Source organism: Streptomyces sp. NPDC037083 (assembly GCF_055606485.1).
In genome coordinates this window covers 107859-134488 of sequence record NZ_JBVJSQ010000012.1, presented here as the reverse complement: position 1 = coordinate 134488, position 26630 = coordinate 107859, and the positions used below count along the sequence as shown (strand labels likewise).

At 71.0% G+C, this 26630-nt stretch carries 24 protein-coding genes, 2 tRNA genes and 3 pseudogenes; 19 read left to right on the top strand and 10 right to left on the bottom strand.

Annotated features, from left to right (window positions below):
* Nucleotides 1-202: 202 nt before the first annotated feature.
* The 5 genes from ACZ7DE_RS29100 to ACZ7DE_RS29080 all read left to right on the top strand — a co-directional run bounded on the left by ACZ7DE_RS29100 (nucleotide 203) and on the right by ACZ7DE_RS29080 (nucleotide 5194).
* Nucleotides 203-1132, top strand: coding sequence for a bifunctional MaoC family dehydratase N-terminal/OB-fold nucleic acid binding domain-containing protein (locus ACZ7DE_RS29100; RefSeq protein WP_470766271.1), 930 nt, complete (start codon nucleotides 203-205; stop codon nucleotides 1130-1132).
* On the top strand, nucleotides 1129-1524 hold the full coding sequence (locus tag ACZ7DE_RS29095) for a MaoC family dehydratase (RefSeq protein WP_470766269.1): 396 nt from the start codon (nucleotides 1129-1131) through the stop codon (nucleotides 1522-1524). The genes ACZ7DE_RS29100 and ACZ7DE_RS29095 overlap by 4 nt, the downstream gene beginning before the upstream one ends.
* Entirely contained in the window at nucleotides 1521-2690 is a 1170-nt protein-coding gene (locus ACZ7DE_RS29090; RefSeq protein ID WP_470766268.1) for a lipid-transfer protein, read from the top strand. Before ACZ7DE_RS29095 ends, ACZ7DE_RS29090 begins: the two co-directional genes overlap by 4 nt.
* A gap of 157 nt (nucleotides 2691-2847) precedes the next feature.
* Nucleotides 2848-3396 carry a SigE family RNA polymerase sigma factor gene (locus ACZ7DE_RS29085; protein ID WP_470766266.1) on the top strand — a complete coding sequence of 183 codons (549 nt, stop codon included), beginning with the start codon at nucleotides 2848-2850 and terminating at the stop codon, nucleotides 3394-3396.
* A 142-nt stretch (nucleotides 3397-3538) separates the two neighbouring features.
* Entirely contained in the window at nucleotides 3539-5194 is a 1656-nt protein-coding gene (locus ACZ7DE_RS29080; RefSeq protein ID WP_470766264.1) for a long-chain fatty acid--CoA ligase, read from the top strand.
* 206 nt (nucleotides 5195-5400) lie between these two features.
* Here the strand turns inward: ACZ7DE_RS29080 and ACZ7DE_RS29075 are convergent, their stop codons facing one another.
* Complete coding sequence (locus ACZ7DE_RS29075) at nucleotides 5401-6588, bottom strand: MFS transporter (protein WP_470766558.1); 1188 nt, start codon at nucleotides 6586-6588, stop codon at nucleotides 5401-5403.
* A 256-nt stretch (nucleotides 6589-6844) separates the two neighbouring features.
* Here ACZ7DE_RS29075 and ACZ7DE_RS29070 point away from each other — a divergent pair, with 256 nt between their 5' ends.
* Nucleotides 6845-7444 carry a TetR/AcrR family transcriptional regulator gene (locus ACZ7DE_RS29070; RefSeq protein WP_470766262.1) on the top strand — a complete coding sequence of 200 codons (600 nt, stop codon included), beginning with the start codon at nucleotides 6845-6847 and terminating at the stop codon, nucleotides 7442-7444.
* On the opposite strand, the gene ACZ7DE_RS29065 is transcribed toward ACZ7DE_RS29070, so the two are convergent.
* Nucleotides 7441-12207, bottom strand: a complete 4767-nt coding sequence (locus ACZ7DE_RS29065) for a PAS domain-containing protein (protein ID WP_470766260.1) — start codon at nucleotides 12205-12207, stop codon at nucleotides 7441-7443. The two genes, ACZ7DE_RS29070 and ACZ7DE_RS29065, sit on opposite strands and share 4 nt — an antisense overlap.
* A 495-nt stretch (nucleotides 12208-12702) precedes the next feature.
* Nucleotides 12703-13233: an SSI family serine proteinase inhibitor gene (locus ACZ7DE_RS29060; protein ID WP_470766258.1), complete on the bottom strand. Its 531-nt coding sequence runs from the start codon at nucleotides 13231-13233 to the stop codon at nucleotides 12703-12705.
* Nucleotides 13234-13390: 157 nt separating this feature from the next.
* Between ACZ7DE_RS29060 and ACZ7DE_RS29055 the strand changes: the two genes are divergently transcribed.
* Together ACZ7DE_RS29055 and ACZ7DE_RS29050 are read left to right on the top strand one after the other, a co-directional pair.
* A tRNA-Ser gene (locus ACZ7DE_RS29055) sits at nucleotides 13391-13481 on the top strand.
* A gap of 227 nt (nucleotides 13482-13708) precedes the next feature.
* Nucleotides 13709-13781 (top strand) — tRNA-Arg (locus ACZ7DE_RS29050).
* A gap of 155 nt (nucleotides 13782-13936) precedes the next feature.
* On the opposite strand, the gene ACZ7DE_RS29045 is transcribed toward ACZ7DE_RS29050, so the two are convergent.
* From ACZ7DE_RS29045 to ACZ7DE_RS29030, 4 genes and pseudogenes are all read right to left on the bottom strand, one after another.
* Nucleotides 13937-14236 (bottom strand): hypothetical protein, encoded by a 300-nt coding sequence (locus ACZ7DE_RS29045; RefSeq protein ID WP_057603874.1) that lies wholly within the window; start codon nucleotides 14234-14236, stop codon nucleotides 13937-13939.
* Nucleotides 14237-14403: 167 nt separating this feature from the next.
* Nucleotides 14404-14577, bottom strand: a complete 174-nt coding sequence (locus ACZ7DE_RS29040) for a hypothetical protein (protein ID WP_470766255.1) — start codon at nucleotides 14575-14577, stop codon at nucleotides 14404-14406.
* Nucleotides 14578-14580: 3 nt separating this feature from the next.
* A pseudogene (locus ACZ7DE_RS29035) lies at nucleotides 14581-14664 on the bottom strand (hypothetical protein); the annotation flags it as partial.
* 23 nt (nucleotides 14665-14687) lie between these two features.
* Nucleotides 14688-15221, bottom strand: coding sequence for a tyrosine-type recombinase/integrase (locus ACZ7DE_RS29030; RefSeq protein ID WP_470766253.1), 534 nt, complete (start codon nucleotides 15219-15221; stop codon nucleotides 14688-14690).
* Here ACZ7DE_RS29030 and ACZ7DE_RS29025 point away from each other — a divergent pair.
* Nucleotides 15163-15612, top strand: coding sequence for an NUDIX domain-containing protein (locus ACZ7DE_RS29025; RefSeq protein ID WP_470766556.1), 450 nt, complete (start codon nucleotides 15163-15165; stop codon nucleotides 15610-15612). The two genes, ACZ7DE_RS29030 and ACZ7DE_RS29025, sit on opposite strands and share 59 nt — an antisense overlap.
* A 232-nt stretch (nucleotides 15613-15844) precedes the next feature.
* Here the strand turns inward: ACZ7DE_RS29025 and ACZ7DE_RS29020 are convergent, their stop codons facing one another.
* Complete coding sequence (locus ACZ7DE_RS29020) at nucleotides 15845-16939, bottom strand: hypothetical protein (protein WP_470766251.1); 1095 nt, start codon at nucleotides 16937-16939, stop codon at nucleotides 15845-15847.
* A gap of 617 nt (nucleotides 16940-17556) precedes the next feature.
* Nucleotides 17557-17837, bottom strand: a pseudogene (locus ACZ7DE_RS29015) (site-specific integrase); the annotation flags it as partial.
* A gap of 242 nt (nucleotides 17838-18079) precedes the next feature.
* Between ACZ7DE_RS29015 and ACZ7DE_RS29010 the strand changes: the two are divergent.
* The 6 genes from ACZ7DE_RS29010 to ACZ7DE_RS28985 all read left to right on the top strand — a co-directional run bounded on the left by ACZ7DE_RS29010 (nucleotide 18080) and on the right by ACZ7DE_RS28985 (nucleotide 21962).
* Complete coding sequence (locus ACZ7DE_RS29010; protein ID WP_470766249.1) at nucleotides 18080-18331, top strand: hypothetical protein; 252 nt, start codon at nucleotides 18080-18082, stop codon at nucleotides 18329-18331.
* A gap of 9 nt (nucleotides 18332-18340) precedes the next feature.
* The gene (locus ACZ7DE_RS29005; RefSeq protein WP_470766247.1) at nucleotides 18341-18736 is read left to right on the top strand and encodes a hypothetical protein; all 396 of its coding nucleotides are present in this window, start codon (nucleotides 18341-18343) and stop codon (nucleotides 18734-18736) included.
* 419 nt (nucleotides 18737-19155) lie between these two features.
* Entirely contained in the window at nucleotides 19156-19704 is a 549-nt protein-coding gene (locus ACZ7DE_RS29000; protein ID WP_470766245.1) for a hypothetical protein, read from the top strand.
* 19 nt (nucleotides 19705-19723) lie between these two features.
* Entirely contained in the window at nucleotides 19724-20104 is a 381-nt protein-coding gene (locus ACZ7DE_RS28995) for a hypothetical protein (RefSeq protein WP_470766243.1), read from the top strand.
* A 949-nt stretch (nucleotides 20105-21053) separates the two neighbouring features.
* A complete protein-coding gene (locus ACZ7DE_RS28990; protein WP_470766241.1) occupies nucleotides 21054-21191 on the top strand; it encodes a hypothetical protein in 138 nt (45 codons plus the stop codon).
* A gap of 132 nt (nucleotides 21192-21323) precedes the next feature.
* Entirely contained in the window at nucleotides 21324-21962 is a 639-nt protein-coding gene (locus tag ACZ7DE_RS28985) for a YciI family protein (protein ID WP_470766239.1), read from the top strand.
* A 279-nt stretch (nucleotides 21963-22241) separates the two neighbouring features.
* On the opposite strand, the pseudogene ACZ7DE_RS28980 reads toward ACZ7DE_RS28985, so the two are convergent.
* Nucleotides 22242-22724, bottom strand: a pseudogene (locus ACZ7DE_RS28980) (MarR family transcriptional regulator); the annotation flags it as partial.
* 160 nt (nucleotides 22725-22884) lie between these two features.
* On the opposite strand from ACZ7DE_RS28980, the gene ACZ7DE_RS28975 reads away from it, so the two are divergent.
* From ACZ7DE_RS28975 to ACZ7DE_RS28960, 4 genes are all read left to right on the top strand, one after another.
* Nucleotides 22885-23310 (top strand): HGxxPAAW family protein, encoded by a 426-nt coding sequence (locus ACZ7DE_RS28975; RefSeq protein WP_470766237.1) that lies wholly within the window; start codon nucleotides 22885-22887, stop codon nucleotides 23308-23310.
* A complete protein-coding gene (locus tag ACZ7DE_RS28970) occupies nucleotides 23231-24106 on the top strand; it encodes a DUF2797 domain-containing protein (RefSeq protein WP_470766236.1) in 876 nt (291 codons plus the stop codon). Before ACZ7DE_RS28975 ends, ACZ7DE_RS28970 begins: the two co-directional genes overlap by 80 nt.
* Nucleotides 24107-24249: 143 nt before the next feature.
* Nucleotides 24250-24990 (top strand): response regulator transcription factor, encoded by a 741-nt coding sequence (locus ACZ7DE_RS28965; protein ID WP_458086033.1) that lies wholly within the window; start codon nucleotides 24250-24252, stop codon nucleotides 24988-24990.
* The gene (locus tag ACZ7DE_RS28960) at nucleotides 24987-26624 is read left to right on the top strand and encodes an ATP-binding protein (protein ID WP_470766233.1); all 1638 of its coding nucleotides are present in this window, start codon (nucleotides 24987-24989) and stop codon (nucleotides 26622-26624) included. Before ACZ7DE_RS28965 ends, ACZ7DE_RS28960 begins: the two co-directional genes overlap by 4 nt.
* Nucleotides 26625-26630: the final 6 nt, after the last annotated feature.

Here is a 26630-nt window from a genome sequence, read left to right as displayed (position 1 = left end):
GGGTCGGGGCGGGTCGGGCAGTCGTCCCTCTCGGCTCCATGCAGCTCCATGCGGACGCGTGCGGCTCCATGCGGACGCGTGCGGCTCCATGCGGACCCGTGCGGCTCCATGTGGCTCGTGGTGTGCGGCGACGACCTTGACAGGGCACGGTATCTGACGGACAGTCAGAAACTCCCCTACCGGTCCCGGAAGGAGTGCGGACGTGGATGACGACGACGATCTCCACCCGCGGCTCAAGGTCTACGAGGGCCGCCCCGCAGCGGTCGCCGGCAGAGGCCGGGACCCCGTCAACGCGCCCATGATCCGGCACTGGTGCGAGGCGATGGGCGACACGAACCCCGCGTACACCGGCCCCGGCGCGGTCGCGCCGCCCACCATGCTGCAGGCGTGGATCATGGGCGGGCTGAGCGGTCACGCAGGACGGGCGCAGGCCTACGACGAACTGCTGGCCCTCCTCGACGGGGCGGGCTGCACCTCGGTCGTCGCCACCGACTGCGAGCAGGAGTACGTGCGCCCGCTGCGGCCGGGGGACGAGGTCGCCTTCGACACGGTGATCGAGTCGGTCTCGCGACGCAAGACGACCAGGCTGGGCACCGGGTACTTCGTGACGACCCGGACGGACGTCCGCGTGGACGACGCGCTCGTCGGCACCCACCGCTTCCGCATCCTCAAGTACGCGCCGGCCGCACGGCAGACGGATCCCCCGGGGGGAGCCGCGCAGCCGCAGGCGCATCGGCCGCGTCCCGTCGTCAACCGCGACAACGCCGGTTTCTGGGCGGGAGTCCGCGGCCACCGGCTCCTCATCCAGCGCTGCGTCGACTGCGCGACCCTGCGTTTTCCCTGGCTGCCCGGCTGCAACGGCTGCGGGTCGGCGCAGTGGGACACCGTCGAGGCGTGCGGCGCGGGCACGGTCTTCTCGTACGTCGTGATGCACCACCCGCCCTTCCCGGCCTTCTCCCCTCCCTACGCGGTGGGCCTGATCGAGCTCGCCGAGGGCGTCCGTGTGATCAGCAACGTGGTCGACGTGCCCTACGACAAGGTGCGCATCGGGATGCCGGTGGAGCTGGAGTTCCGCGTCTACGACGACGAGCTGACGCTGCCCGTGTTCCGCGCACGGGAGGGCGCCGCGTGAGGGCCGGCGACGAGCTGCCGCCGCTGGAGATCGCGATCACCCGGACCCTGATCGTCGCCGGCGCGCTCGCCTCGCGCGACTACCAGGACGTCCACCACGACCCCGAGCTGGCCCGGCGGAAGGGGTCCCCGGACATCTTCATGAACATCCTCACCACCAACGGCCTGGTCGGCCGCTACCTCACCGACTGCCTCGGCCCCGCGGCGGTGCTCCGCAGGCTCGCCATCCGGCTCGGGGCGCCCAACCACCCGGGGGACACCATGGTGCTGAGAGGCACGGTCGAGGAGGTCGACGGCGACACGGCCGTGGTGCGGATCACCGGGGACAACGGCGTGGGCCGGCACGTCACGGGGACGGCCACGGTCACCCTCCCGAAGGAGGCCGGCGAATGAGCGTGCGCACGCGGGACACCCTCGGCGGCCGGGCCGCGATCGTCGGGATCGGGGCCACGGAGTTCTCCAAGGACTCGGGGCGCAGCGAACTGCGGCTGGCGGCGGAGGCGGTGCGGGCGGCCCTCGCCGACGCGGGACTCACCCCCGCCGACGTGGACGGCCTGGTGACGTTCACGATGGACACCAGCCCGGAGATCACCGTGGCCCAGGCCTGCGGCATGGGTGAGCTGTCCTTCTTCTCGCGGGTCCACTACGGCGGCGGGGCGGCCTGCGCGACGGTGCAGCAGGCGGCGCTCGCCGTCGCGACGGGCGTGGCCGAGGTCGTCGTCTGCTATCGCGCCTTCAACGAGCGTTCCGGGCGCCGTTTCGGGTCGGGGGTGCAGCGCCGCGAGCCCTCGGCGGAGGGGGCGGCGCTGGGCTGGAGCCTGCCGTTCGGGCTGCTCACCCCGGCCTCCTGGGTGGCGATGGCGGCGCAGCGCTACCTGTACGCCTACGGGTTGCGGGCGGAGGACGCCTTCGGCCCCGTCGCCGTCACGGCCCGGCGGTACGCGGCGGCCAACCCGGCGGCGTACTTCCACGACCGCCCGATCACCCTCGCCGACCACGCCGCCTCGCGCTGGATCGCCGAGCCGCTCAGGCTGCTGGACTGCTGTCAGGAGACGGACGGCGGTCAGGCGCTGGTCGTCACCTCGCTCGAGCGGGCCCGTGACCTGCCGCGGCCGCCCGCCGTGGTCGCCGCGGCGGCGCAGGGGGCGGGCCGGGCCCAGGAGCAGATGACCAGTTTCTACCGCGACGACCTGACGGGCCTGCCGGAGATGTCCGTGGTCGCCCGTCAGCTGTGGCGCAGCTCCGGGCTGGCGCCGGCCGACATCGACGTGGGCATCCTGTACGACCACTTCACGCCGTTCGTGCTGATGCAGTTGGAGGAGTTCGGCTTCTGCGCCCCCGGGGAGGCCGCGGACTTCGTTGCGGAGGACCGGCTGCCGCTCAACACCCACGGCGGTCAGCTCGGTGAGGCGTACCTCCACGGGATGAACGGCATCGCGGAGGCCGTACGGCAGGTGCGCGGCACGTCCGTGAACCAGTTGCCGGCGGCCGCTCGGGCGCTGGTCACGGCGGGGACCGGGGTGCCGACGTCGGGCCTGGTCCTCACGGCGGACGGCTGAGCCGGCTGAGCCCCCAGGGGTCATCCAGTAGGAGCCGGTCTGCTTCTCGTCCACCTTCAGGAGGTGGGGCGGGCACCACCCCTACAACCTGAGAGGGACTCGCCTTAGGGACCTGCGGCCGATCCGCCCGAGCGGGGGGCGAACCTAGCGTGGACCCATGACCACACCCGTCTGCACCAGCGCTTCGAACGGCATGACGCGGCCTGCACCGTACCCGTCCTTCGCGTCGTACGTCAGGGCTCGTCAGCCGGTGCTGCTGCGCACCGCCCGGTCGCTCACCGCGAACCCGAGCGACGCGGAGGACCTGCTGCAGACCGCGCTCACCAAGACGTACGTCGCGTGGGAGCGGATCGAGGACCATCGGGCGCTGGACGGCTACGTCCGCCGGGCCCTGCTGAACACGCGCACGTCGCAGTGGCGCAAGCGCAAGGTCGACGAGTACATGTGCGACGAGCTGCCGGAGCCGGAACCGGTCACCGGCGGGGACGACCCGGCCGAGCAGCAGGCGCTGCACGACGCGATGTGGCGGGCGATCATGAAGCTGCCCGCGCGGCAGCGGGCGATGGTCGTCCTCAGGTACTACGAGGATCTCAGTGAGGCCCAGACGGCCGAGGTGCTCAAGGTCTCCGTGGGCACGGTGAAGTCGGCGGTCTCCCGGGCCCTGGGCAAGCTCCGCGAGGACCCTGAGCTGGGGCTTGTTCGATAAAGGGGAGACATGGTGTGCTGACCTGGGCTTTGTCGTGAGGTGATCGATCATCGCCCACTAGTGACATACCGCGCGGTATGTGCGCAGAATCAGCGCAACAGTTACCACCGCGTAGGCAATGTCGCCGCCCTGGGAGGACGCCGTGCTGAGCACCATGCAGGACGTACCGCTGCTGATCTCGAGGATCCTCACCCATGGGGCGAAGATCCACGGCACGTCGCAGGTGACCACCTGGACCGGCGAGGGCGAGCCGCAGCGCCGCTCCTTCGCCGAGATCGGCGACCGGGCGGCCCGACTGGCGCACGCCCTGCGCGACGACCTCGGGGTGACCGGCGACGACCGGGTCGCCACGCTCATGTGGAACAACGCCGAGCACGTCGAGGCCTACTTCGCGATCCCCGCCATGGGCGCCGTGCTGCACACCCTCAACCTGCGGCTGCCTCCGGAGCAGCTCGTGTGGATCGTCAACCACGCCGCCGACAGGGTCGTCATAGTCAACGGATCCCTGCTGCCGCTGCTCGCGCCGCTGCTCCCGCACCTCAGGACGGTCGAGCACGTCGTCGTCACCGGCCCCGGCGACCGCTCCCTCCTCGACGGCGCCCACGCGCGCGTGCACGAGTACGAGGAGCTCCTCGCGGGGAAGCCCGAGAGCTACGACTGGCCCGAGCTCGACGAACGCTCGGCGGCCGCCATGTGCTACACCTCGGGCACCACGGGCGACCCCAAGGGCGTGGTCTACAGCCACCGGTCGATCTACCTGCACTCCATGCAGGTCAACATGGCCCAGTCGATGGGACTGACCGACCAGGACACCTCCCTCATCGTGGTCCCCCAGTTCCACGTCAACGCCTGGGGCCTGCCGCACGCCACCTTCATGACCGGCGTGAACATGCTGATGCCGGACCGCTTCCTGCAGCCCGGGCCGCTCGCCGAGATGATCGAGAGCGAGCGGCCGACCCACGCGGCGGCCGTGCCCACCATCTGGCAGGGCCTGCTCGCCGAACTCACCGCCAAGCCCCGGGACGTCTCCACCCTCACTCAGGTCACGATCGGCGGCTCGGCCTGTCCGCCCTCCCTGATGACCGCCTTCGACGACCTGGGCATGCGCGTCTGTCACGCCTGGGGCATGACGGAGACCTCCCCGCTCGGCACCATCGCCCGCCCGCCGGCCCACGCGGTCGGCACGGACGAGGAATTCGCCTACCGCCTCACCCAGGGTCGCTTCCCGGCCGGCGTCGAGGCCCGGCTCACCGGCCCCGGCGGCGAGCGCCTGCCCTGGGACGGCGAGTCCGCGGGCGAGCTGGAGGTGCGCGGCACGTGGATCGCGGGCGCCTACTACAACGGCCCCGACGCCGAACCGCTGCGTCCCGCCGACAAGTTCAGCGAGGACGGCTGGCTGAAGACGGGCGACGTCGGCACCATCTCCCCCGACGGCTTCCTCACCCTCACCGACCGCGCCAAGGACGTCATCAAGTCCGGCGGCGAGTGGATCTCGTCGGTGGACCTGGAGAACGCGCTGATGTCCCATCCCGCCGTCGCCGAGGCCGCCGTCGTCGCCGTCCCGGACGAGAAGTGGGGCGAGCGCCCGCTGGCCACGGTCGTCCTCAAGGAGGGCGCCACGGCCGACTTCGAGTCCCTGCGCGCCTTCCTCGCCGCCGAGGGCGGCATCGCCAGGTGGCAGCTCCCGGAGCGCTGGACGATCATCGAGGCGGTCCCGAAGACGAGCGTGGGCAAGTTCGACAAGAAGGTGCTGCGCCGGCAGTACGCGGAGGGCGAGCTGGACATCACCCGGCTCTGAGGCACGGCCCCCGCGGGGGGCCCTTACTGGCCTCCCGCACGGGCCCCATTCGGCCCCCACGCGGGGCTCCTTACCGGCCCTCCGCGCGGAGCCCCCTACGGCCCTCACGTCGGAACGCCGGACAGGTCACCTCGCGGCACCCGTCCGGCGCGCCCCGGCTTCACGCCGGTGGATCGCCGTCGTCCCGTCGGCGGACTCCGACCTGGTCACCGGCGTCCGGCCGTGGTGCTCCATCCCAGGGCCAGCCAGGTGCCCGCCACCGCGACGACCCCGCTCCAGCCGAAGTGGGCGAAGGCGAGGCCGGCCAGGGCCGAGGCGGTGGCGCCGCCCGCGAAGCCCGCGACGACGTACGCGCTGTTGGCGGTCGCCGGGGCCGAGGTGGTGGTCAGGGCGAGGGTCTGGTTGGCGACGTGGGACGCGACGAGAGCCGCGTGGATCACGATCGCGGCCACGAACAGCGCCGCGAGGACATGCCCGCCCAGCCAGAACAACGGCACCGAGACGGCCGCGAGAAGGTATGCGTCACGGACCGTCCTCGCCGCGCCGAAGCGGTCGACCAGCCCGCCCGCCAGGGGCGCGACGACGCTGGCGGCCAGGCCGAAGAGCCCGAAGAGGCCGGCCGTCGCGGTCGACAGGCCGTACGCCCCGCCCGTCAGCAGCAGCGCGAGCGAGGTCCACAGGGCGCTCCAGGCGCCGTACATGCCGGCCTGTCGCACGCAGGCCCGCCACAGGTCGGGCGAGCGGCGCACCAGTCCGGGCATCGCGGTGAGACCGGCGAAGAGGCGTCCCTCACGGGTGCACCGGCCTTCGGCGGGGAGTGCGAACGCGGTCAGCAGACCCAGCACCGCGGTGAGGACGGCCGCGCCCACGAACACCGCCCGCCAGCCGAAGGCCTGTCCGGCGAGTCCGCCGAGGACGCGGGCCGCGACGATGCCGGTGAACAGTCCGGCGATGACGGCGGCCACGTGCCGGGCGCGCCGGTCGGCGGGGGCCCGCTGGGCGACCAACGGGACGAGGAGCTGCGGGACGACGGTCGCGGCGGAGGCGAGGAGCACGGCCGCCGCGAGGCCCGAGGTCCCGGTGGCGGCGGCTCCGGCGGTCAGTGCCACCGCGGTGACCAGCGAGAGGACGGCGACCAGCCGGCGTCGGTTCACGCTGTCGCCGAGCGGAGCGAAGAGCAGCAGTCCGGCCGCGTAGCCGAACTGGGCCACCGACGCGATCCAGGCCACGGCCGAGGGCGTCGAGCCGAAGTCGCGGGCGATGAGGGGGAGCAGCGGGGCCGCGAGGTAGATGTTGGCGGCCGTGACGGCGGTGCAGAGGGCGATGAGGACGAGGAGCGGGTTCCCGGACCTCAGGGTGATCCGGCTCGTGTGGGGGCCCGGCCTCTGGTCCATGCGCTGGTCCGTGCGCTGGTTCGAGCGCTGGTCCGTGCTGTGGGGTGAGCTCTGCTCCGGGCTCTGCTGTGGGCTCTGGTTCGTCTGCTGTTGCTGTTGCTGGGCGGCGCTGGCTGCGGACGGCATGGGGAGGCGCTCCTTAGAGGCGACTCTAATAACCAACCAGTTGGTTGGAACGGCAGGTGCAACAGTCTGGGGCGGGCGCGAATTCCCTGTCAACCAACTAGTTGGTTATGTGCCTCGCTACGATGTCCCCATGGCAACCACCAGGGATCCCGAGGCCACCCGAGCCCGGATCTTCGACGCCGCCGTCGCGGAGTTCGCCCGCTACGGCATCGCGGGCGCGCGCATCGACCGCATCGCCGCCGAGGCCAAGGCGAACAAGCAGCTCATCTACGCCTACTTCGGCAACAAGGCCGAGCTGTTCTCCCTGGTCCTCGGCCGCAGCATGGTCCACCTGGCCGCCGCCGTCCCCGTCGACCCGGACGACGTCGAGGGCTGGATCGACCGGCTGATGGACTACCACGCGGCCCACCCCGAGCTGCTGCGTCTCCTCTACTGGGAGGGCATCGAGTACGGCACCGCCGAGCTGCCCGACGAGGCCGCACGCCGACAGCACTACGCGCTCAAGGTCGGCGCGGTGCAGGACGGTCAGGACCGGGGTGTGATCACCGACGCCATTCCGGCCCGTGACCTGCTCTTCCTGCTGATCGCGATCGCCAACTGGGCCACCGTCGTACCCCAGATGAGCCGCATCCTCGCGGGCGCCGAGGACTCCGACCGCGACCGCCTGCGGACCTCCATCAAGGAGGCGGCCCGCAGGATCGTCGCGAAGTCCTTTTCCCCGTCGTCCTAGTTGGTGCCGATCCGCGCCAGCAGGTCCACGATCCTGCTCTGCACCTCGGGGCTCGTCGACCGCTCGGCGAGGAAGAGGACCGTCTCCCCCGACGCCAGACGCGGCAGGTCCGCCTGATCGACGGCGGCCGTGTAGACCACCAGGGGGGTGCGGTTGAGCTGCCCGTTCGCCCGCAGCCAGTCCAGGATCCCGGACTGGTGGCGGTGCACCTGCATCAGGTCCATCACCACCAGGTTCGGCCGCAGCTGCCCGGCGAGGGTGACGGCGTCCGCGTCGCTGGCGGCCCGCGCCACCTGCATCCCGCGCCGCTCCAGCGTCGAGGTCAGCGCGAGCGCGATCTCGGCGTGCTCCTCGATCAGCAGCACCCGCGGCGGGTGCTGCTCGCTGTCCCGGGGCGCGAGCGCCTTCAGCAGGACGGCGGGGTCGGCGCCGTAGGCCGCCTCGCGCGTCGCCTGCCCGAGCCCGGCCGTGACCAGGACCGGCACCTCGGCGGCGACGGCGGCCGTCCGCAGCGACTGCAGTGCGGTGCGGGTGATCGGCCCGGTCAGCGGGTCCACGAACAGCGCAGCCGGGTAGGCGGCGATCTGCGCGTCGACCTCCTCGCGCGAGTGCACGATCACCGGACGGTAGCCGCGGTCGCTGAGCGCCTGCTGGGTGTGGACGTCCGGCGCCGGCCACACCAGCAGCCGGCGCGGATTGTCCAGCGGCTCCGGGGGCAGCTCGTCGTCCAGGGGCTGCGGACGCGGCGGATCCGCCACCTCGACGGCCCCTCCGGGCCCGTCCAGCGGTTCCGGCCCCTCGGCGGCGTTCTCGTCCGGCGCTCCTATGGCGTACGACCGTCCGGCGCCCTCGGTGCCCGAACCGCCGGGCGCGAGCCGCGACTGACCCGCGAGGGAGGGATGCGGCTGCGGCAGGGGCGTCGAGGCGGGCGTGGCGGTGGACCCGTGGACGGACGCGGGCGCCCCGGCGGCCTGCGGCTGCGGGGCGACGACGGCCTGCGGCACCATCGGGATCGGCGGGGCCATCGGCGTCTGCGCCGCCGCCGGGGCCTGCGAGGCCTGCGGCATGCCGGGCTGCTCGGCCGACGGGTGCGGCCGGGCCGTCTGCTCCGGGCGGGTCCCCGGGTCGGGCGGGGTGCCCAGCTTGCGGCGTCGTCCGGAGCCGCCGGGGGAGTGCGGAGGGGGCGTGGCCGTCTGCTGAGCAGCCTGCTGGACCTGCGCGGCCTGCCGGGTGAAGGGGACGCCCTGGCCCAGGGTGCGCACGCTGATCGCGCGCCCCTGAGTGGAGTTGGGGTCGATGGACGGCGCGGCGGCGGCCTCGGCGGGCAACGGCTGCGCCGCTCGCGGCTGTCCGACGGCGGCTTCGGGCGGAAGCGGGGTGCCTCCACCGGGGGTCGGCGCGGCTGGTGCGGCGGGGGCGGGCGCTGGGGCCGGCGTGGCGTGGGGCGGCACGGGGGCGCCCGGGACGGACCCCGGCGCCGCTTCGGCCGGAAGCGGCTGACCCTGCCCGGTCGCGTTCGGCATGGCCGCGCCCGCGGGGTCTCCGGGAACAGCCTGGCCGACGGCCGCCTGACCGGGGAGGGGTTGACCCGGGAGGGCTTGGCCGGGGGCGGCTTGTCCGGGCGCGGGGACGGAAGCGGGAGAGGGAGCGGGCTGAACACCGGCGACGGGCTGCCCGACCTGCGCCTGAGCCTGAATCTGCGCCTGCGCCTGTGCCTGTGCCTGTGCCTGTGCCGGTGACGCGGGCTGAGGCTGGGGCTGGCCCTGCGCCGGGACGGCCGCCTGCGCCACCGCGGGCCCGGCCTGCACGCCCTGTCCGGGCACGCCGACGGCTTCGGCGGGCGGCTGGGCGACGGCGCGGCGGCGTCGGCCGGTGGGCGCGTTCGTGGGGTGCGGCTGGGGCGGGGTGTGGTCGCCGGCCTGGTCGTGCGGGACGGCGTCGTGCCGCCCGTGGTCGAACGAGTCCTCGGCGGAACCCCTACCCGGTGCCTGACCCTGAGCGGGAATCGGGGCCTGAGCGGGGGCAGGAACCTGCGGAGAGACAGCGACCTGCGGGGACATCGGAGTCTGGGCCGGAATCGGGGGCTGCGCCGGAACGTGCACCGCTGCGGGAGCCGCTCCCGGAGCCGTCACCGCCCCCGGCGCACCCCCGGATGCCGGTGCCTGTGCGGGCAACGGACCTGCGCCCGTAGGAGGCACCGGCCCCATCGCCCGGGCCTGGACCGCCGCACTCAGCTCACCGGGATGGCCGGAGTCGCCGGGGTGGGAGGGGTGGCCGGATCCGTTGGACCCGTTGGACCCGTTGGACCCGTTGCTTCCGTCGGGGCCGTCGGAGCCGTCCGTCACCCGGTCCGCCTCCGCGGGCGGCAGGGCGAACACCGCGCGGGGCCCCGCCTCCTGGGCGGCGGCGCGCTCGTTCGCGGCGGCCAGCGCACGCCGACGGCGACCGGTCGGCTGCCCGCTCTCCGCCTCGGTGCCCGGGGTGCCTGAGCCGGTTCCGCCCGGGCCCGTGTTCGGCGTCCCCGGAACCTCGGCCGGTGCGCCCGCGAGCGCCGGCAGGGCGGCGGGCGGCAACGCGTTCTGCGGCTGCTGGTCGTCCGGCGCGTGGCGGGCCCGTCGTCCGCCCGGGGCCGGCACGCCCTGCGGCGGAACGGTGCCGCCGAGTCCCGTGCCCGCGGCGGCGGTCCCCGCCGCGTGCTCCGCGGCGGTGACGACCGCGCCCTCGCTGACGCCCGAGCCCGCGTCGGCCCCCGCGACCGCGACCTCGGCAGACCGCCCACGCCGTCGTCCGGTGCCGCCGGAACCCTCCGCGCCGTCGGCGCCCTCGGCCTCGCCCACCGCGGGCGGAAGCTCACCCGGCGTCTCCTGCGCGGCCGGGCCGCGCCTGCGCCGACGTCCGGTGGGAGCCGCGGACTCCGCCTCCGCACCGCCGTCCGCGCCGGAGGAGTCGCCCTCCAGGAAGGCGTCCACGGAGGACCGCCGGGCCCGCCGGCGCCCACCGGCGCCCTGCCCGCCCGGAACCTCTTCCTCCGAGCCCGCGCCCGGACCGGCCGCGAGGGCGGGCAGAGCCATGGCCGCGGGAGCCGGAACGGCGCCCGCCCCACCGCCCAACGGCACCTCGAGCACGTAGGCGCTGCCGCTCATGCCCGGCACCTCGTGCGTCTGCAGCACGCCGCCGTGCGCCCGCACGATGCCCCGCACGATCGGCTCGTGCACGGGGTCGCCGCCGGCGTACGGCCCGCGCACCTCGATGCGCACGACCTCGCCCCGCTGGGCGGCCGCCACCACGACGGTGTTGTCCATGTAACCGCCCGCCGAGACGGGCGCGTTGCCGGTGGCGTCGACGCCCGCGACGTCGGCCACGAGATGTGCGAGCGCGGTCGCGAGGAGCCGCGAGTCGACCTCGGCCTCGATCGGCGGCGCGTGCACGGCGAACTGGACCCGCCCCGGCCCGATGAGCTCCACCGCACCGTCGACGCCGGCGGCGACGACGGCGTCGAGCATCACCTTCGTACGGGCGACGGTCTCCGCCCCCGTGTCGAGCCGCTGGTACCCGAGGACGTTGTCGATGAGCGTGGTGATCCGCGAGTAGCCCGCCGACAGGTGATGCAGCACCTGGTTGGCCTCGGGCCACAGCTGGCCGGCGTCGTCCGCGGCGAGCGCGGCCAGCTCGCGGCGCAGCTCGTCCAGGGGACCGCGCAGGGAGCCCCCGAGCAGGGTGAGCAGCTGCTCGTGCCGGCCGGCGAGCGCCTCGTAGCGGTCCTTCTCCCGCTCGCCCAGCGCGGCGTAGCGCTCCTCGCCCGCCGCGAGCTCCTCCTCGTGCCGCTCGCGCAGCTCCTCGAGCTCGGTGACGTGCTGCTGGCGCAGGGCGGTGAGGTCGGAGGCGTGCTCCTCGGAGAGCTTCTCGAGCTCCGCCGCGTGCCGCTTCTCGACGGCGTCCTTCTCCTCGGCGAGCGCGTCGTAGGGCCGCCGGTCGGTGAAGGTCATGACCGCGCCGACGAGTTGGTCCCCGTCGCGCACGGGAGCGGTCGTCAGATCGACCGAGACCCTCTCCCCGCCCTTGGACCACAGCACCTGCCCGCGCACCCGGTGCTTGCGCCCGGAGCGCAGGGTGTCGGCCAGCGGCGACTCCTCGTACGAGAACGGCGAGCCGTCGGCGCGCGAGTGCAGCACGAGGTCGTGCAGCTCCTTGCCGCCGAGGTCGCTGGCCCGGTACCCCAGTATCTGGGCGGCGGCCGGATTGACGAGCACGATCCGCCCGTCGGTGTCGGTGCCGACGACGCCCTCGGCGGCGGCCCGCAGGATCATCTCGGTCTGCCGCTGCGAACGCGCGAGCTCGGCCTCGGTGTCGACGGTGCCGGAGAGATCGCGCACGACGAGCATCAGCAGTTCGTCGGAGGCGGACGTGTAGCCGTAGCCGTCGTAGGCCTGCTGGCCGTTCTCCAGGTTGGCGCTGGTGACCTCGACCGGGAACTCGGTGCCGTCGGTCCGGCGCGCGACCATGCGGGTCGGCTTGGTCTGGCCGCGCGGGTCCATGTGATCGGGCCGCCGCATGGACCCCGGGATGAGCTTGGAGTCGAACTGCGGCAGCAGGTCGAGCAGCCCCCGCCCCACCAGCGCCGTGCCCGGCGTCTCGAAGGCCTCGAGCGCGATGGTGTTCGCGTTGACGACCGTCCCGTTGGCGTTGACCAGCACCAACGCGTCGGGAAGCGCGTCGAGTATGGCTGCGAGGCGAGCAGCGCCTCGGGATGGCCTGCTGCTCACGAGTCGCTTCCTCCCTGTTACCGCACCTTGCCGACCGCTCGGGCCATATTGCCAACCGGTCCGCAGCGTGTCACGCGAGGGAGTCTAAGGGCTGGGGTCCCGTCGGCGACGCCGGATGAGAGGGAGCTCGCACGACGAAGCGGCACAGAACGTGTGTCCGCGCCCGTCCCCACCGGCCCCGTCCCCCGTCGGCCTGCCGCGAAGCGCGTCCGACGCCGGATCCGAAGATTCCTGTGACTTCGCGGGACCTTCGCGCGACCTTTACGGAACGGGTGCTTCCGTCATGCGACCCCGGTACGAGACCGCCCCCGCCCCCGGCCCCGGCAACCACCGCCCCGGCCCCCCGGGCCTCGGCCCCCGCCTCGGGCCCGCGCCCTGCGCCCCCCGCTTCGGACCGTGTCAGGACCCGTGTCCCGCCCCTCCCGTTCCTGCCCGCGTCTCGGTCCGCCTCCGCCGGCACTGCTGCTGCCGCTGCCGCCGACCCCGTCGGCGGAGTCAGCGGCCGGCCTCCGGGCTCAGATCGGGCAACAACGGAACAAGCCGGTCCCACCGCTCGATCTCGCAGCCGTTGCTGCGGTCGTACGTGGCGTCGACCGGACGCCCGGCCCAGCGTCCGGTGACATGCGCGGTGGCCGGCCCGCCGTATCGCATCGTGCAGACGTCGCCGTCGGGCACGGGCGCGAAGGCGTCCCGGCCCCACCGGGTGTTGCGGTCCACGGCACGACACGCGCCGCTCGGGTGCGGATGACTGCCGCCGTCCGGGTGGCACTGCACCTCGATGGTCCCGTCCACCCGCCCGCCGGCGTGCCGGACGGTGACGGTGAGGCGGTCGCCGGAGATCCGGTCCTCCTCCCGGACGGGCGGAGGCGCGAAGGAGGCGCCGTCATCGAGTGGCGTGACGGCGGTGAGGGCGTCGACCGTCCCGGCGTACGCGGCGCCGGGGCCCGCGCCCGAGGAGGCGATCACGGCGGCGCAGGCGGCGGAGGCGGTGACGGCGAACCGTCCGAGCGGGGTGACCTGGAACATGACCGGACTAACGCCGACCCGCCCATGATGTTGCGCCCCGACAACGCCTTTGCCCTGCGACCCGACTGCCTAGTACCGTAGAGGCCGATTGGTGACACGCCGCTCGACTGTGTCATCATCTGCACGCACCACTCGCACACACGCGAGCGGCTGTGCTGGAGGCGTCGCCTAGTCCGGTCTATGGCGCCGCACTGCTAATGCGGTTTGGGACTTCAATCCCATCGAGGGTTCAAATCCCTCCGCCTCCGCTCGAACATCGAAGCCCCGGTCCAAGCGACCGGGGCTTCGTCGTTCCCCGGCCCACGCGCGGCACCCGCGACCTCACCCCCCGGAAGCCCCCACGGAGACGTTTCCGCAGGTCACAAGGGGTATTGCAAACGGATTTCACATGTCGGCGGCAGTCATGTAATGTTCTTCCTGTCGCCGCGAGCGGCCCGGAAGGGCAAGAAGCGAAGACAGAAAAACCGAATAACAAGCACTCGTAGCTTAACGGATAGAGCATCTGACTACGGATCAGAAGGTTGCAGGTTCGAATCCTGCCGAGTGCACAGCAGTCCAGAGGCCCTAAGGATCACTCCTTAGGGCCTCTGGCTTTTGCGTTGACGGCAGTGTTTGACGGCAACCGCCTCAGCCGACGGGAAGTACTCTGGCCGGCCACTGGTTGAAGAAGCGGGGATACCTGCACCCGGCCGGAGCGTGTGCGTCAGACGGTCGCGGCCAGCCAGCCGATGGTTTCGGTGGTGTGCTTGCCGTCGCTCTTGGCGGCACCGGCGTACACCTCGTTCAGGCGGATGAGGAAGCCCGTGTTGGTGACGTCATGGACGCGGATGCCCGGCGTCTCCGGGCCGTTGAAGGTCTGGGTCAGCGGGAAGACGACGACGTTGGAACCCGGCGGGAACGGGCTGGGGAACGTGACGCGCGTGAAGGTCGAGGTGTTACCGCCGCTCGTCTCGATCGGGTCGTCAGACCTCAGGTCGATCTTGCCGGTCTGGATGAAGCTCATGGTCGACTTCCTTCGTGTGAGGGGTGCGATTACCTGGCCGTCTTCGGCGGCTGACGGGAGGCTTGTCACCAAATCGGCCCTATATGCCGAAGTCCTGCGAACGAGTGATCGCATTTCGGACAACAGCTGACCGTGCGCTTCCTTGCTGATTCATGGACTGAAGGCGGCTAGACAGCTGTGAGGGCACCGGCCGAGCCATCGTCATCGTCTGGATCGTTGCCGTCACCTCTCAGGGCATCACCCACCCGGTCGAACGCCGAGCGCTGCGAGTCGAGCCGGACGAAGGTGTAGATGTCCATGGTCACGCGGATCGAGCTGTGGCCGAGGACTTCCATGATCATGCGGGCGTCGGCGCCCTGTTCGTGAAGCAGGGACGCGCAAGTGTGGCGCAGGTCGTGAAAGCGGACCTTGCGGACGCCGGCCCGGATGGACAGTGCCTCGAAGGAGCGGTTCAGATTGCGTGGCTCGGAGCGACGATCAGCAGCTCACCGCCGACCCGCTGCAGGGCCTGCCGGACGGTGAGGACACCTTCGTGGAGATCCACGTCCGACCAGCGCAGCCCGAGAATTTCGCCCCACCGCAGGCCGATGCGGACCGCCAGCTCATATGCCGCCCAGAGCCGGCTTTCCCGAGCCGCCGCCAAGAGCTGACGTCCTTCCCCGACGGTGAGCGGTTCGATCTCTCGCTTCGTTCCCATGCTCAACTCCACGTTGCGGGCCACGTTGCGGGGCAGCTCGTCCTCACGAACGGCGTGCTGGAGAGCTGCACGCATGATCACCAGCAGGAAGCGCACGGTCCGGTCTGACGGGAGCTTCTTGCAGCACTGGCCGAGGGCGCAGCAGCGCCGCTTGTGTTCCGGCCGTTTCTTGTCCTTGCCCTGCGCGCAGCACTGGCAGGTGACGGCCGTCTTCGCGAGGAAGGCGCGGATATCGCGGGCGGTCAGCCTGACCAACAGTCGGGTAGTCGCCGCGTCCGCGGTGGTCACTGACGACGAGGGCCGCATCCTCCTACAGCGCCGGCGGGACAACGATCTCTGGGCGCTGCCCGGCGGCGCCATGGAGATGACTGACTCCCTGCCAGGAACCGCCGTCCGCGAGGTGAAGGAGGAGACGGGCCTGGACGTGGAGATCATCGGGCTGGTAGGGACGTACACCGACCCGCGCCACGTCATCGTCTACACGGACGGAGAGGTGCGTCGACAGTTCAACGTCTGCTTCACCGCCCGTGTGCTCGGCGGGCGGCTTGCTCTCTCGGACGAGTCCACAGCGCTGAGGTTCGTCCAGCCCGAGGAGATTGATCAACTGCCCATGCACCATACGCAGCGGCTCCGAATCCGGCACATCCTGGAGCAGCGTGAGCGGCCCTATCTCGGTTGATGGTCCGCAGGCGTCTGCAGTGGCACGAACCTCGGCCGACGGCTGTCAGCCACGGCGGCGGGTGCGTCGGCCGGACAGCACGCGTATGCCTCGCAGCGCTGCATGGCCCGATAGCTCTCGGAAGACAGTCGGCCGGTGACCACCGTGCGGTGGTCACCGGCCAGTGCGGGTCATCCGCCGAGGCGATGGTGAAGGTGTCGCCCTGTGCGGGATCCGGAAAGCCGGTTCGTTCTCAGACCGCTGTGATCTTGGCGAGCGGCTTGTTGGCGGTCCAGCAGGGGGAGTCGAACCTGAGGACGCCGGTGCCGCCGGCACCGCCGTCGCAGTAGGCCGCGGGGTCCGAGGAGTTGAGGAATACCGCGTCCGGGTCGACGTCGATGCCCTGGTACGGCGCGCCGGGGAAGGTCTGCGCTCCGACGTTCAGGCTGTCGTAGGGGCAACCGGTCGGGGTGCTGTAGCAGGGTGCACCGGTGCCGATGGGGTTCGCTCCGGCGTTCGTCGTGTTGAACGCCACCGTCCAGATGACCCTCTCGGGCAGGGTGGTGCCGCCGGGGAAGTCGAACTTCAGCCGGAAGGCGAAGCCGTTGTAGCAGGTGCTGTTGGCGGTGTTGAACCACCTGCCGCCGGTGCAGTTGACGTTGTCGGCCGACGGGCGGAACGGGATGCTGCTGTTCTCGGTCCTGGAGGCCAGCAGGGCACCCGGCGCCGGGGTGGTTCCGGATTCGTCCACCGCGTAGATGTTCATCGTGATGGGGTGGGTGAACGTGGCACCCGGCGTGGTCGTGCAGGTGGTCATGCTGCCGCTCTCGCAGGCCCAGCTCGACATCACGACTTCCATGGAAGCCAGTTCACGCTCGGTACCGCCGAACTGAACTTCGTCACCGAACTCGCTCGTGCGCTGCGCCTGAAAAGCCTGGGCCGCCACATTCCCGGGCAGTACGTCCGGAATCGAATTGTAGATCGGCACGGCTGTCGGCGTCGGAGGCGGAGTTGTCGGCGGCGTGGTTGGCGTGGGCGTCGGTCCGGGCGTGTGTGTCGAGTTCTGGTGGCAGTCGTTTTTCTGGTTGCCCTGGACCGTGTTGGCGTGGCCGACCTGCCCGGAAATACAATACTGCGGAGAAAGAATGGGGCCCAGGAGCCCCCCGCTCGCCGAGGTCTGGTGGCAGTCGTTTTCTTGATTGCCCTGAACCGTGTTGGCTGCGCCTACCTGGCCAGAGACGCAGTACTGAGGGGAAAGGACGCCTCCCAGGAGCCCCGCGATGGGGTCCGGGTCCTGGGCCACGGCGGCCCCGGCTCCGGCCAACACGACCACTGCCGAGGTGAGCAAGGCAGCGGTATGGCTTGCCCTTTTCGCCACTCCAGCACGCCTGCATCTATCGAAAACCCCGCGCACTTGCCCTCCTGAGGAGAATCATCCGACCGGCCGGAACGGACGCTAGTGCCGGTTCAGAGGAAATCATCCGATCAACTCGCCGTTCGTAGACAGCTGACATACGACAGACGAGTGAATTCTTGCCGAGGGAAACGCGAAACGATGCCCTTTTCGAGAGTCGAGATTTTCTGATTGCCGGAGCGGGTGTCTGGTGTGGTGAGGTGTCGAAGTTGGCCTCAGGGCAGGCTCGGCACTCGCAGCCGCTCCAGACGCCTGCGGCCGCTGTGACCGTCATTGCCGCACGCTGGGAGCCGGCGCTGGTCGGTGTGCGCCGTCCAGAACCGACGGCAACCCTGACGGCAACGACGGCACACATAGGCTGTTGATCGCGATCGCTGGCAATCATCCGGGAGGACGGCGGAGCCCCCACCAAGCAGCCTGCCCGATCCTACGGATCAGAAGGTGCAGGTTCGAATCCTGCCGAGTGCACACAGATCAAAGGCCCCGGAGAGATCCGGGGCCATTGGCGTTTTGCCAGGGTGTATAGCAGCGAAGTACAGCAACGGTTGATGTCAGGCCTTGAGGTCAGCCCGCCTCGCCGCCGACAGCTTGCCGAGCGCGGCCCACCCCTCCTCCTCGCCGACTTCCGCGTGGATCTCCGCCGTCATGGCGATCTGCGAGTGACGGACGATGCGCTGTGCCGCCTTCGGGTGGACCTTGAGGGCGACAAGCAGCGAGCCGCACGTGTGCCGAGTGTTCCGCGGCGGGATCTGCGGAGGCCGGCCCGGCGGGCGCGCAGGGCGACCATGCGGGTGAGGTCGGCCGGCTCGATGGGCGTCTCGCACTTCGCCGTCATGCGTGCTCTCAGACCGACGCAGACGGAGACGAGTTGAGGTCCAGCGGCTTACAGGGCCAGGGCGCTGGACGTCGATCGGACACAGGTTCGCCCACGGCGAGCCTGCCGTCCACGGAGCGCCAAGCTCTGATCTTGCTCAGGACCCTTCATGTTGTCTTCACCAAGGTCATAAGTTCATTTCGACCAACGAGGCGAACAATGCCTCACTCAATTGAATACAAAAACACGGGGAATCTCGCATGACCACCAGTACCAGGCCGTGCAGCATGTTCCATCGCATCAGCACCATGATCGTTGCTGCGGTGACCGCCGGTGCTCTCTTCTCCACCGCCACCGGTGCCCATGCTGCGGAGCCGATATCGCGGACCAGTGTCAGTACCACTCTGGCCGCAGACGCCTCGGGCTTCACGCCCAAGGAGCAGGAGCAGGGCGCGCTGCTCGCGCAGAGCGTGGCTGAACTCGGGGTGAACGAGGAACAGTTCGCCAAGTGAGGTGACGTGATGAATATCGAGCATGTAGCGGTGATCGCTCTCGCGGTGGAGGTGGCGATCATGGTGTTGGCGCGGTTTGGCACCGAGCGGCGCCACTGGAACCACCACAAGCGCCGTGGTCCTGTTCCGCTGAAGAGGGACGACATCACGCTCGTGTCGGGAGCCCTGTACGCGCTCGCCGCTGTCGCGATGGCTGTTGGTGCCCTGATGGCGCGGGTGGAGTTGACCCTGTCCGCGGTGGGTACCTTCGCGCTGTTCGGCATCCTGCTTCCGGCGTTTGCCGCCAACTCCGTCATGGTGATGGCGACGCGAGGTCGCCCCGAATCGGTCACCTGGTGGCAGCGCGGGATCGCCTGTGCGGTCGCCGCCGGCGGGGGCCTGGTGTCGGTCGGCCTTGTGGGCTGACACTCTCTGACGACGGTCCGCCGGGGGCATCTGCCTGACGGGTTGCAGGTTCGGATCCTGCCGAGTGCACACAGGGCCAAGGGCCCCGGAGAGATCCGGGGCCCTTGGCGTTTCGGAGACGTACAGCAGCGAAGTACAGCAACAGGCTTCGACTGGTCGATGCCACTTCCCGCCCATGGCGTCAGACAGCTTCCGGTGGAGCAGGGCCGCGCAGGTGTGCCGCAGGTCGTGACAGTGAGTCCGATTAGTTGAATCGCCTTTGCATTTGTGCGTCACCTCAGTAGTCCCTCAAATTTCTTGCCATAGCGCGCCGATGGGCCCGATGATCACATGCGTGCCGCGAACTCCCGCCTGACCAGCGGAGATTCTGCGTCAGGTCCAGTGATGACCAGCTGGACGTTTGTGATAGGGGGAACACCTTGAAGATAAAGAGACTGACCGCCGCCACTGCTGCGATAACCGCAGCCGCGATTCTCAGTACGGGTCTCAGCCAGGTTGCTGTGGCCGCCGATCGAGACGCCACGGCAGGGTCGGCGGTTGTTGCCGCGAACAAGTCCATGACCGCTGCGGAGGAGTTGAAATCAGCTGACGGGGAGAAGCTCCTCGCCGTGCTGAAGGTACTGGACGGGATGCCCGAAAGCGTCGAGCAGCAGGGAGAGGCTGCGGTCCAGGCATACCTTGACTCACACCTCGCCGGTGCGAAGCCGGCCTTCGCGGCCTTCGGCTGGTGGCAGACGGCAAAGTGCGTGGGCTCCATCACGGCTGCCGTCGCCGGCGGTGCGGTCCCCGTTGCCAAGATCCTCAAGTTGAGGGCGTTCATCAAGAAGGCCGGTTCCGTCAAGGAAGCCGCCTACCTCCTCATCCGCGTCGCCAAGGGTGAGGAGAAGATCAGCGAACTGGGTGCCACGCTCGGCGGCCTTGCCTCGGTGGTACTCGGGATCGACGGGATCAAGAAGAACTGCAAGTGACGGGGAGTTCTGGAGCGATATGACGAGCACCAAGGCACGTACGACCGCACTGATCACGCCCATCGAGCAGCAAGCCCAGAACGAGGCGACGGCGCTGGCCGGTGAAGGGCGTACTGCCAAAGCCATCCGTCGGCTGCGCAAGGATTCGGGCCTCGGCCTGGCCACGGCCCCGGTGGCAATGGACCTGCTCGCTCAGGGGCACACATTGCCCACTACCTATGGCCAAGCGCTGGACGCCCTGCGACAACTCGATGCCCCGCTTGTCGCGGAAATGACTGCCCTGCTCAACAGCGGTCACCGCGACTCCGCGATCAAACTGCTCAGGGAACGGACCGACATCGATCTTGCCGGGGGATACCACCTCGTCATGGAGCTGAGCGGCCAACTCGACACGCAGTGATCGCGTGTGGCAGGGGCGCCGCCGCGCGGGTGGAGTAGACCTTGTCGGCGGTCGGCCTCGTCGGCTGACGGCACCCAGGTCAAGGGCCCCGGAGAGATCCGGGGCCCTTGGCGTCCTCGGCTCGCACTGCAGCGAAGTACAGCCACGGTCGATGTCGAAGGGCACCGGTGCCCGCTAGCCCTTGAAAGGACCCTTGGTCTGTTCCTTCGTGCCCCGCATCCTGCCGCGTGCCTCGAGAGCGGCGCCCTTGGCTGCGAGGGTTTCCCTGTGCACCGCGTGGGCCGCCTTCCGCACGGTCTTTCCGACGACCTGCTCGACCTTTGCTTTGGTTCTTTCTCCGGCACTCATCTCGGTACCTCCGCGGAGTCTCACTCGCCGTGTGCCCATGGGGCAGGGGACAAAACCGTCCAGCGGGATGCACCGAGCGCCATTGCTGTGACCCCGCGTCAGATGGGTGCCGGATGCTGTGGCGGCCGCGGGCTGCAGCGGGGAGCGCATGAGGGAGATGGCCCAGCGCCGTCGGCGACCCGCCGCAGCTCAGCGGCCCGGTCCGCTCTGGATGACCTGAGCTTCCCGTGCTCGGGTCCTCGGCCGTATCGGATAGCGGTGGCCATCCGATACGCGGTTCTGTAGCTTGCCCCCATGACCGACAACCGAAAGGGCAATGCCGCGTAGGCGCCCGTCAGCCCTGCGGGGCGATGTCCCTGTCCGCCCCCTGAAGCGGGGACGGTACCCGTTCATCGATCACCTTTCCGGATCTTGCACCGCCGACCTGCGTCGGCTGGAGCGGACCCGCTTCTGGCCCGGAGCCACGGAAGAAGCGTTCCGGCACTGGAAGGCGCTTGCCCACGGTCCTCTCAGGAAACTTGTAGATCCACCCTCAGGTTCTGATTGCGGCCTGGCTGAGTGCGGGTGTCACGGTGGCTACTTCCGCGGTCACCTCGAAGCCGTGCTTCACGCACTGCCCAGGAAGAGCGCGCGGGAGCTGCGCGCCCTCGTGCGAGCCCTCGACCAGAAGATTCTGGCGAGAGCCAAGGTCATCCCGGCCGAGAACCCGGAGGTGCCGTGGTGGATGGGGCGGTTCTAGGACCATGGCCGGGGGCGCGGACGCGGTTCCCCTCTCGGCTCCCGTCTCGTCGAGCCCCGCCTCGTCGAGCCCCCCTCGTTCCTGGTGAGGTCGCCATCCACGCGATCGCCGGGGGCGGTGGACACTTCCCGCATGGAGTTCTTCTGTCATCACCGTGATCGGGTCGGGGCCATGGCGTTGCGTGGCGAACTGGTGGAGCAGCACTGGGCCTACATGGACCGGTACACGAAGGAACTGATCGCTCGCGGGCCGACGTTCGGTGAGGACGGCGACGTGCCCTCCGGCAGCGTGCACATCGTCGATCTCCCCGACCCCGCCGCCGCCCGCGCGTTCGCCTTCGACGAGCCCAACTACCAGGCCGGCGTGTACCGGGACGTGCTGCTGCGCCGGTGGCGCAATCTGCTGGGGCGCACCATGTGGGACTTTCCCGGTGGGCGCAGCGGCGGGAACCGGTACCTGGTGCTCGGCTTCGGCCGGGGCGAGGCCGTCGACCTCGACGTGCCCGCGGACCAGGACGACCTGATCGCGTACGGGCCGCTGCTGTCCGACGACGGAACCGCCTGGCTCGGCACCGCGGCCCTGGTCCGGGCGTCCGGCCCGGATGCGGCGCGGGCCGTTCTGACCGGAGGCCAGGACCGGGACCAGGACCAGGACCGCGACCGCGACCGGGGCCAGGGCCAGGACCGAGGGAGGGGGCCGGGCGGGCACCTTGTCCAGGGGCGGTACGACGATGTCGAGGTGCACGAGTGGGAGTTCGGCGGGCGGCGGTGAGGGGGCGGCCGCGGTGAGGGGGGCGGCGGCGGTGGGGGGCTGCGGTGAGACGTCGGGGAGCGGGCCGCGAGGGCTGAGGGCGAGGGCCGCGGGCGTTCACCCTCAGCCCTCGGGTCCGCCCTACTCGGCCTCTGCCTTGGTCCCGGCCTCGCCCCTCACCCCGGTCCCGGCCTCGGCCTCGGCCTCGCCCCCGGTCCCGGCCTCGCCCCCTGCCCCCGTCCCGGCCTCGCCCCCCCTCCCCGTCTCTGCCTCGCTCGTGGGCTCGGGGTTGTCGGTCCGTTGGCGGAGTTCTTCCCGGTAGGCGTGGGCCAGGGCGGTCGCTCGGGTGAACCAGTCCGTCAGGACGGCGGTCTCCTGCGGCGAGTAGTCGGCGAAGAGGGCGTTGAGACGGATGTAGTACGGCTCGTAGAGGGCGTAGGCCCTGGCCACCGCGGCGGGTTCGGCGGCCACCCGGACCCGTCGGCGGTCCCGGGGGTCGGGGCGACGGGTGACGTAGCCGGCGCGTTCCAGACGGTTCAGGATGCCGGTCACCGCGCCAGTCGTGACGCGGACGCGGTTCGCGAGATCGCCGGCGGTGAGGAGGTCGTCGCCGGCCTGGATGACGTAGGCGAAACAGATCAGGTCGGTGACGTTCAGGCCCAGCCGCTGGGCCATCTCCTGCTGGCCGACCATGCTGGCCGCGATGAGGTCGTCCATCGCCGCGAGCGCTTGCGCGGGAGTTGCCGCGGGGCGGCCGGACGGCGGTGGCTCGGGTGGGGTCATTGCGGGGGGCTGGTTCCTCTCCTGCACGCTGCCGCACGCTCATGTGCCCGCCTGGGCACTCCTGCGCGTGCGTTTCTGATGGCTCCTTGTTATCCGACTTCGACTTGTCTTACCTTGTAAGAGGTTTCCATTCATAACTTCTTAGGTGGTGAGAGATCCTGTGGCTGGGCATCTGTACGACGAGGGGCACACGATCGCCGGCTGGACCGGCGTCGCCATCGCGACCGCCGGGGCCTCCCTGATGGGCGTCGGGGTCTGCGCGGTCTCAGGGCCCGCGCTGGTCGGCGGAGGCGTCGTCGTCGCGGTGAGCGCGCTGGTCACCTGGGGGCTGCATCTGGCCGGGTGGGGCAAGCCGCCGGGGGTGCGGCCCCGGGCGGAGTGGGGGATGCGGGTGCGGGACACGGAGGCCAGGGCGGGGCACCCCGGGTGCGTCGGGTGCCGGCTCGCGGGGCGGGGACGTCGGGCCGGGGCCCCGCTGTCAGTGCCCGGGCCTACCGTTGCTGGTGATGGCACAGGCATGGAAGTGCTCGGGACTGCGGTGGTCGGCGCAGGGTCCCGTGCTGATGTGGGACGGGGGGCGTCGTAGCGCGCTGTCCTGGGGGAAGCGGGTCGCCTTCGGGGTCGTGGCCGGGGGCGTGCGGCAGTGCGTCGGGGCTCGGGGGCATCCGTGTCCCCTGCGGGCGGGCGTCTCCGGGAGGAGCACGGGGGCCCGGTGCGAGGAGTGCGCACGCCTGGACCGGGCGCACTCGGTCGCCGCGGACGGGATCGCCGACGATCCGCGGCCGTACCACGTGTACCTCGCCTGGTTCGGGCCCGGCCTGGTCAAGGTCGGGATCACGGCGGTCGAGCGCGGGTCTGCGCGGCTTCTGGAGCAGGGGGCCGTCTGCTTCACCTGGCTCGGCGCGGGGCCGCTGATGGCCGCCCGGCGCACCGAGGAGCTGCTGCGGGCCGCGCTGCGGGTGCCGGACCGGATCCCGTACGCCGAGAAGCGGGCGGTGCGGGCCGCGCTGCCGGAAGGTGAGGAGCAACGGGCCGCCGAGGTGCGGGAGGTGTACGCGCGGGCGGTGGAACTGGGCGGCTGGCCCGAGTCGTTGGCGCGTGAGCCGTTCCGATCCGTCGACCACGTGCGGGCGTTCGGGTTGACGGACGCGCCGGCCGCTGTCGCAGAGGTGCGCGAACTCGTCGCCGGGGGGTCGGTGAGCGGGGAACTGGTGGCGGCCGCCGGGCCCGATCTCCATCTGGCCGCCGAGGGCGGGGTGGTCGTCCTCGACACACGGCTGCTGCGGGGGTGGGAGCTGGTCCCGGCCGCGAGCGGGGAAGTCGCTTTTCCCGTACGGCACTTCGAAGTTCCGGCGGATCATCGTCAGGACGGTCTGTTCTGAGCGATTCCGGCCCGTGCGCCGGGGCGGGGCCGGCGCGGAGCAAGCGGTTCCCAGGTGTTGCCTGAGAGTCGCCTGTGCGTTTCTCAGGGAAATCACAGACTGGTGAAAGAGTGCTCTCAGGGCGCCCCGACAAGGTGTCCACCATGACCACGACCTCGCCCCAGGGGCGCACCGAACTGCTGAGGCCGGACGGGAGCCCCGTCCGAGTGCTTGTGGTGGACGACGAGATGTCGATCACCGAACTGCTGTCCATGGCCCTGCGCTACGAGGGATGGCAGATCCGGAGTGCGGGAGACGGTACCGGCGCCATCCAGACGGCCCGGGAGTTCCGGCCCGACGCCGTCGTCCTCGACATGATGCTGCCCGACATGGACGGGCTGACCGTCCTGGGGCGGCTGCGCCGTGAGCTCCCGGACGTTCCGGTGCTCTTCCTGACGGCCAAGGACGCCGTCGAGGACCGTATCGCCGGCCTCACCGCCGGCGGCGACGACTACGTCACCAAGCCGTTCAGCCTCGAAGAGGTCGTGGCCCGGCTGCGTGGGCTCATCCGGCGCTCCGGCGCCGCCGACCGGCGCTCCGACTCCGTGCTCGTGGTCGGGGACCTCACCCTCGACGAGGACAGCCACGAGGTCTCGCGGGCCGGGGACAACATCCACCTGACCGCCACCGAGTTCGAGCTGCTGCGCTTCCTGATGCGCAACCCGCGGCGCGTGCTCAGCAAGGCGCAGATCCTGGACCGGGTGTGGTCGTACGACTTCGGCGGCCAGGCAAACGTCGTCGAGCTGTACATCTCCTACCTGCGGCGCAAGATCGACGCCGGCCGGGAGCCGATGATCCACACACGACGCGGGGCCGGTTATCTGATCAAGCCCGCCGTGTCATGAGCGGACGACGACGGCCGCGTCCGCAGAAGAGACGAGCGGGGAAGCCGCGCACCCTGCGGACCCGGCTCGTCGTCGTGTCCGTCACCCTGATCGCCGTGGTCTGCGCGGTGATCGGCGCGGTGACCACCCTCGTGCTGCGGGACCATCTGTACGACCAGCTGGACGGTTCCCTGAAGGAGGCCGCCATGCGCGCCTCCGGCGGGCCGGTCGGAGGCCCCGGCGGCAGGGACGGCGCCGAGAACGGAAGCACCGCCGGGAACAGCACCCCGCCCGTGCAGAAGACGTACGGCATCGACAAGCTGGTCACCGGGCCCGGGCCGCAGAAGACCCTCGCGGCCACGGTGGTCAACGGCTCGATCACCAGCGCCAAGGTCGGCAACAAGAAGAGCAACGCGGCCGGCTACACGGACATGACGCCCGTGCCCCTCAAAGAGGCCCAGATCACGGCGCTCGGCTCGGTCGCCCAGGACCAGAGGCAGCACACCGTCGACATCCCCGGACTCGGCTCCTACCGGGTCCAGTACATCAACGGCAACAACGGCGACTACTACGTCGGCGTCCCCACCTCCGACGTCGACAACACCATCAACACCCTGATCATCGTCGAGATCAGCCTCACCGTCGCCGGTCTCGTCGCGGCCGGGCTCGCGGGCATCGTCATGGTCAACGTCGCCACCCGCCCCCTGCGCAAGGTCGCCGCCACCGCCACCCGGGTCTCCGAGCTGCCCCTGCACACCGGCGAGGTCAACCTCAGCGAGCGGGTGCCGGAGTCCGAGACCGATCCGCACACCGAGGTCGGGCAGGTCGGCGCGGCGCTCAACCGCATGCTGAACCACGTGCACGGCGCCCTGCACGCCCGCCAGGAGAGCGAGATGCGGGTCCGCCGGTTCGTCGCGGACGCCAGTCACGAGCTCCGTACGCCGCTCGCCTCCATCCGCGGGTACGCCGAGCTGACCCGGCGCGGACGCGAGGAGGTCGGCCCCGACACCAGGCACGCGCTCGGCCGTATCGAGTCCGAGGCCGGCCGGATGACCTTCCTCGTCGAGGACCTGCTGCTGCTCGCCCGGCTCGACGCGGGCCGTCCGCTGCAGTTCGAGTCGACCGACCTCGTCCCCCTGGTCATCGACACCGTGAGCGACGCCCGCGCCGCCGGACGGGAACACGTCTGGCGCCTTGAACTCCCCGACGAGCCCGCACTGGTGTCCGCCGACTCGGCGCGGCTGCAGCAGGTCCTGGTGAACCTGCTGGCCAACGCCCGGACGCACACCCCGCCCGGCACCACGGTCACCGCGCGCGTGCAGCGGCGCGGGCCGTGGCTGTGCGTGGACGTCCAGGACAACGGTCAGGGCATTCCGCCCGACCTGCTTCCGCACGTCTTCGAACGGTTCGCGCGCGGCGACTCCTCGCGCTCCCGTGCCTCCGGCTCGACCGGCCTCGGCCTCGCCATCGTGCAGGCCGTCGCGACCGCGCACGGCGGCGCCGTCACCGTCGACAGCGTGCCCGGGCAGACCGTGTTCACCGTGCACCTGCCCGCGCTCGGCCCGGCCGTGCCCCAGCCGGCTCCCGAAACGAACTGGCAACGGGACTCACAGGTCGAGCACAGTGCCACCACATGGGTGCAACAGGGCTCCTGACGAAAG

Bases quoted from the DNA above. Each gene is read 5' to 3' on its own strand.
- ACZ7DE_RS29070 (WP_470766262.1), top strand. From the start codon at position 6,845: ATGGCAACCACCAGGGATCCCGAGGCCACCCGAGCCCGGATCTTCGAC.
- ACZ7DE_RS28985 (WP_470766239.1), top strand. From the start codon at position 21,324: ATGGAGTTCTTCTGTCATCACCGTGATCGGGTCGGGGCCATGGCGTTG.
- ACZ7DE_RS29075 (WP_470766558.1), bottom strand. From the start codon at position 6,588: ATGGACCAGAGGCCGGGCCCCCACACGAGCCGGATCACCCTGAGGTCC.
- ACZ7DE_RS29060 (WP_470766258.1), bottom strand. From the start codon at position 13,233: ATGTTCCAGGTCACCCCGCTCGGACGGTTCGCCGTCACCGCCTCCGCC.
- ACZ7DE_RS28960 (WP_470766233.1), top strand. From the start codon at position 24,987: ATGAGCGGACGACGACGGCCGCGTCCGCAGAAGAGACGAGCGGGGAAG.
- ACZ7DE_RS29045 (WP_057603874.1), bottom strand. From the start codon at position 14,236: ATGAGCTTCATCCAGACCGGCAAGATCGACCTGAGGTCTGACGACCCG.
- ACZ7DE_RS29010 (WP_470766249.1), top strand. From the start codon at position 18,080: ATGACCACCAGTACCAGGCCGTGCAGCATGTTCCATCGCATCAGCACC.
- ACZ7DE_RS29005 (WP_470766247.1), top strand. From the start codon at position 18,341: ATGAATATCGAGCATGTAGCGGTGATCGCTCTCGCGGTGGAGGTGGCG.
- ACZ7DE_RS28995 (WP_470766243.1), top strand. From the start codon at position 19,724: ATGACGAGCACCAAGGCACGTACGACCGCACTGATCACGCCCATCGAG.
- ACZ7DE_RS28965 (WP_458086033.1), top strand. From the start codon at position 24,250: ATGACCACGACCTCGCCCCAGGGGCGCACCGAACTGCTGAGGCCGGAC.
- ACZ7DE_RS28970 (WP_470766236.1), top strand. From the start codon at position 23,231: ATGGCACAGGCATGGAAGTGCTCGGGACTGCGGTGGTCGGCGCAGGGT.
- ACZ7DE_RS29085 (WP_470766266.1), top strand. From the start codon at position 2,848: ATGACCACACCCGTCTGCACCAGCGCTTCGAACGGCATGACGCGGCCT.
- ACZ7DE_RS29040 (WP_470766255.1), bottom strand. From the start codon at position 14,577: ATGATCATGGAAGTCCTCGGCCACAGCTCGATCCGCGTGACCATGGAC.
- ACZ7DE_RS29090 (WP_470766268.1), top strand. From the start codon at position 1,521: ATGAGCGTGCGCACGCGGGACACCCTCGGCGGCCGGGCCGCGATCGTC.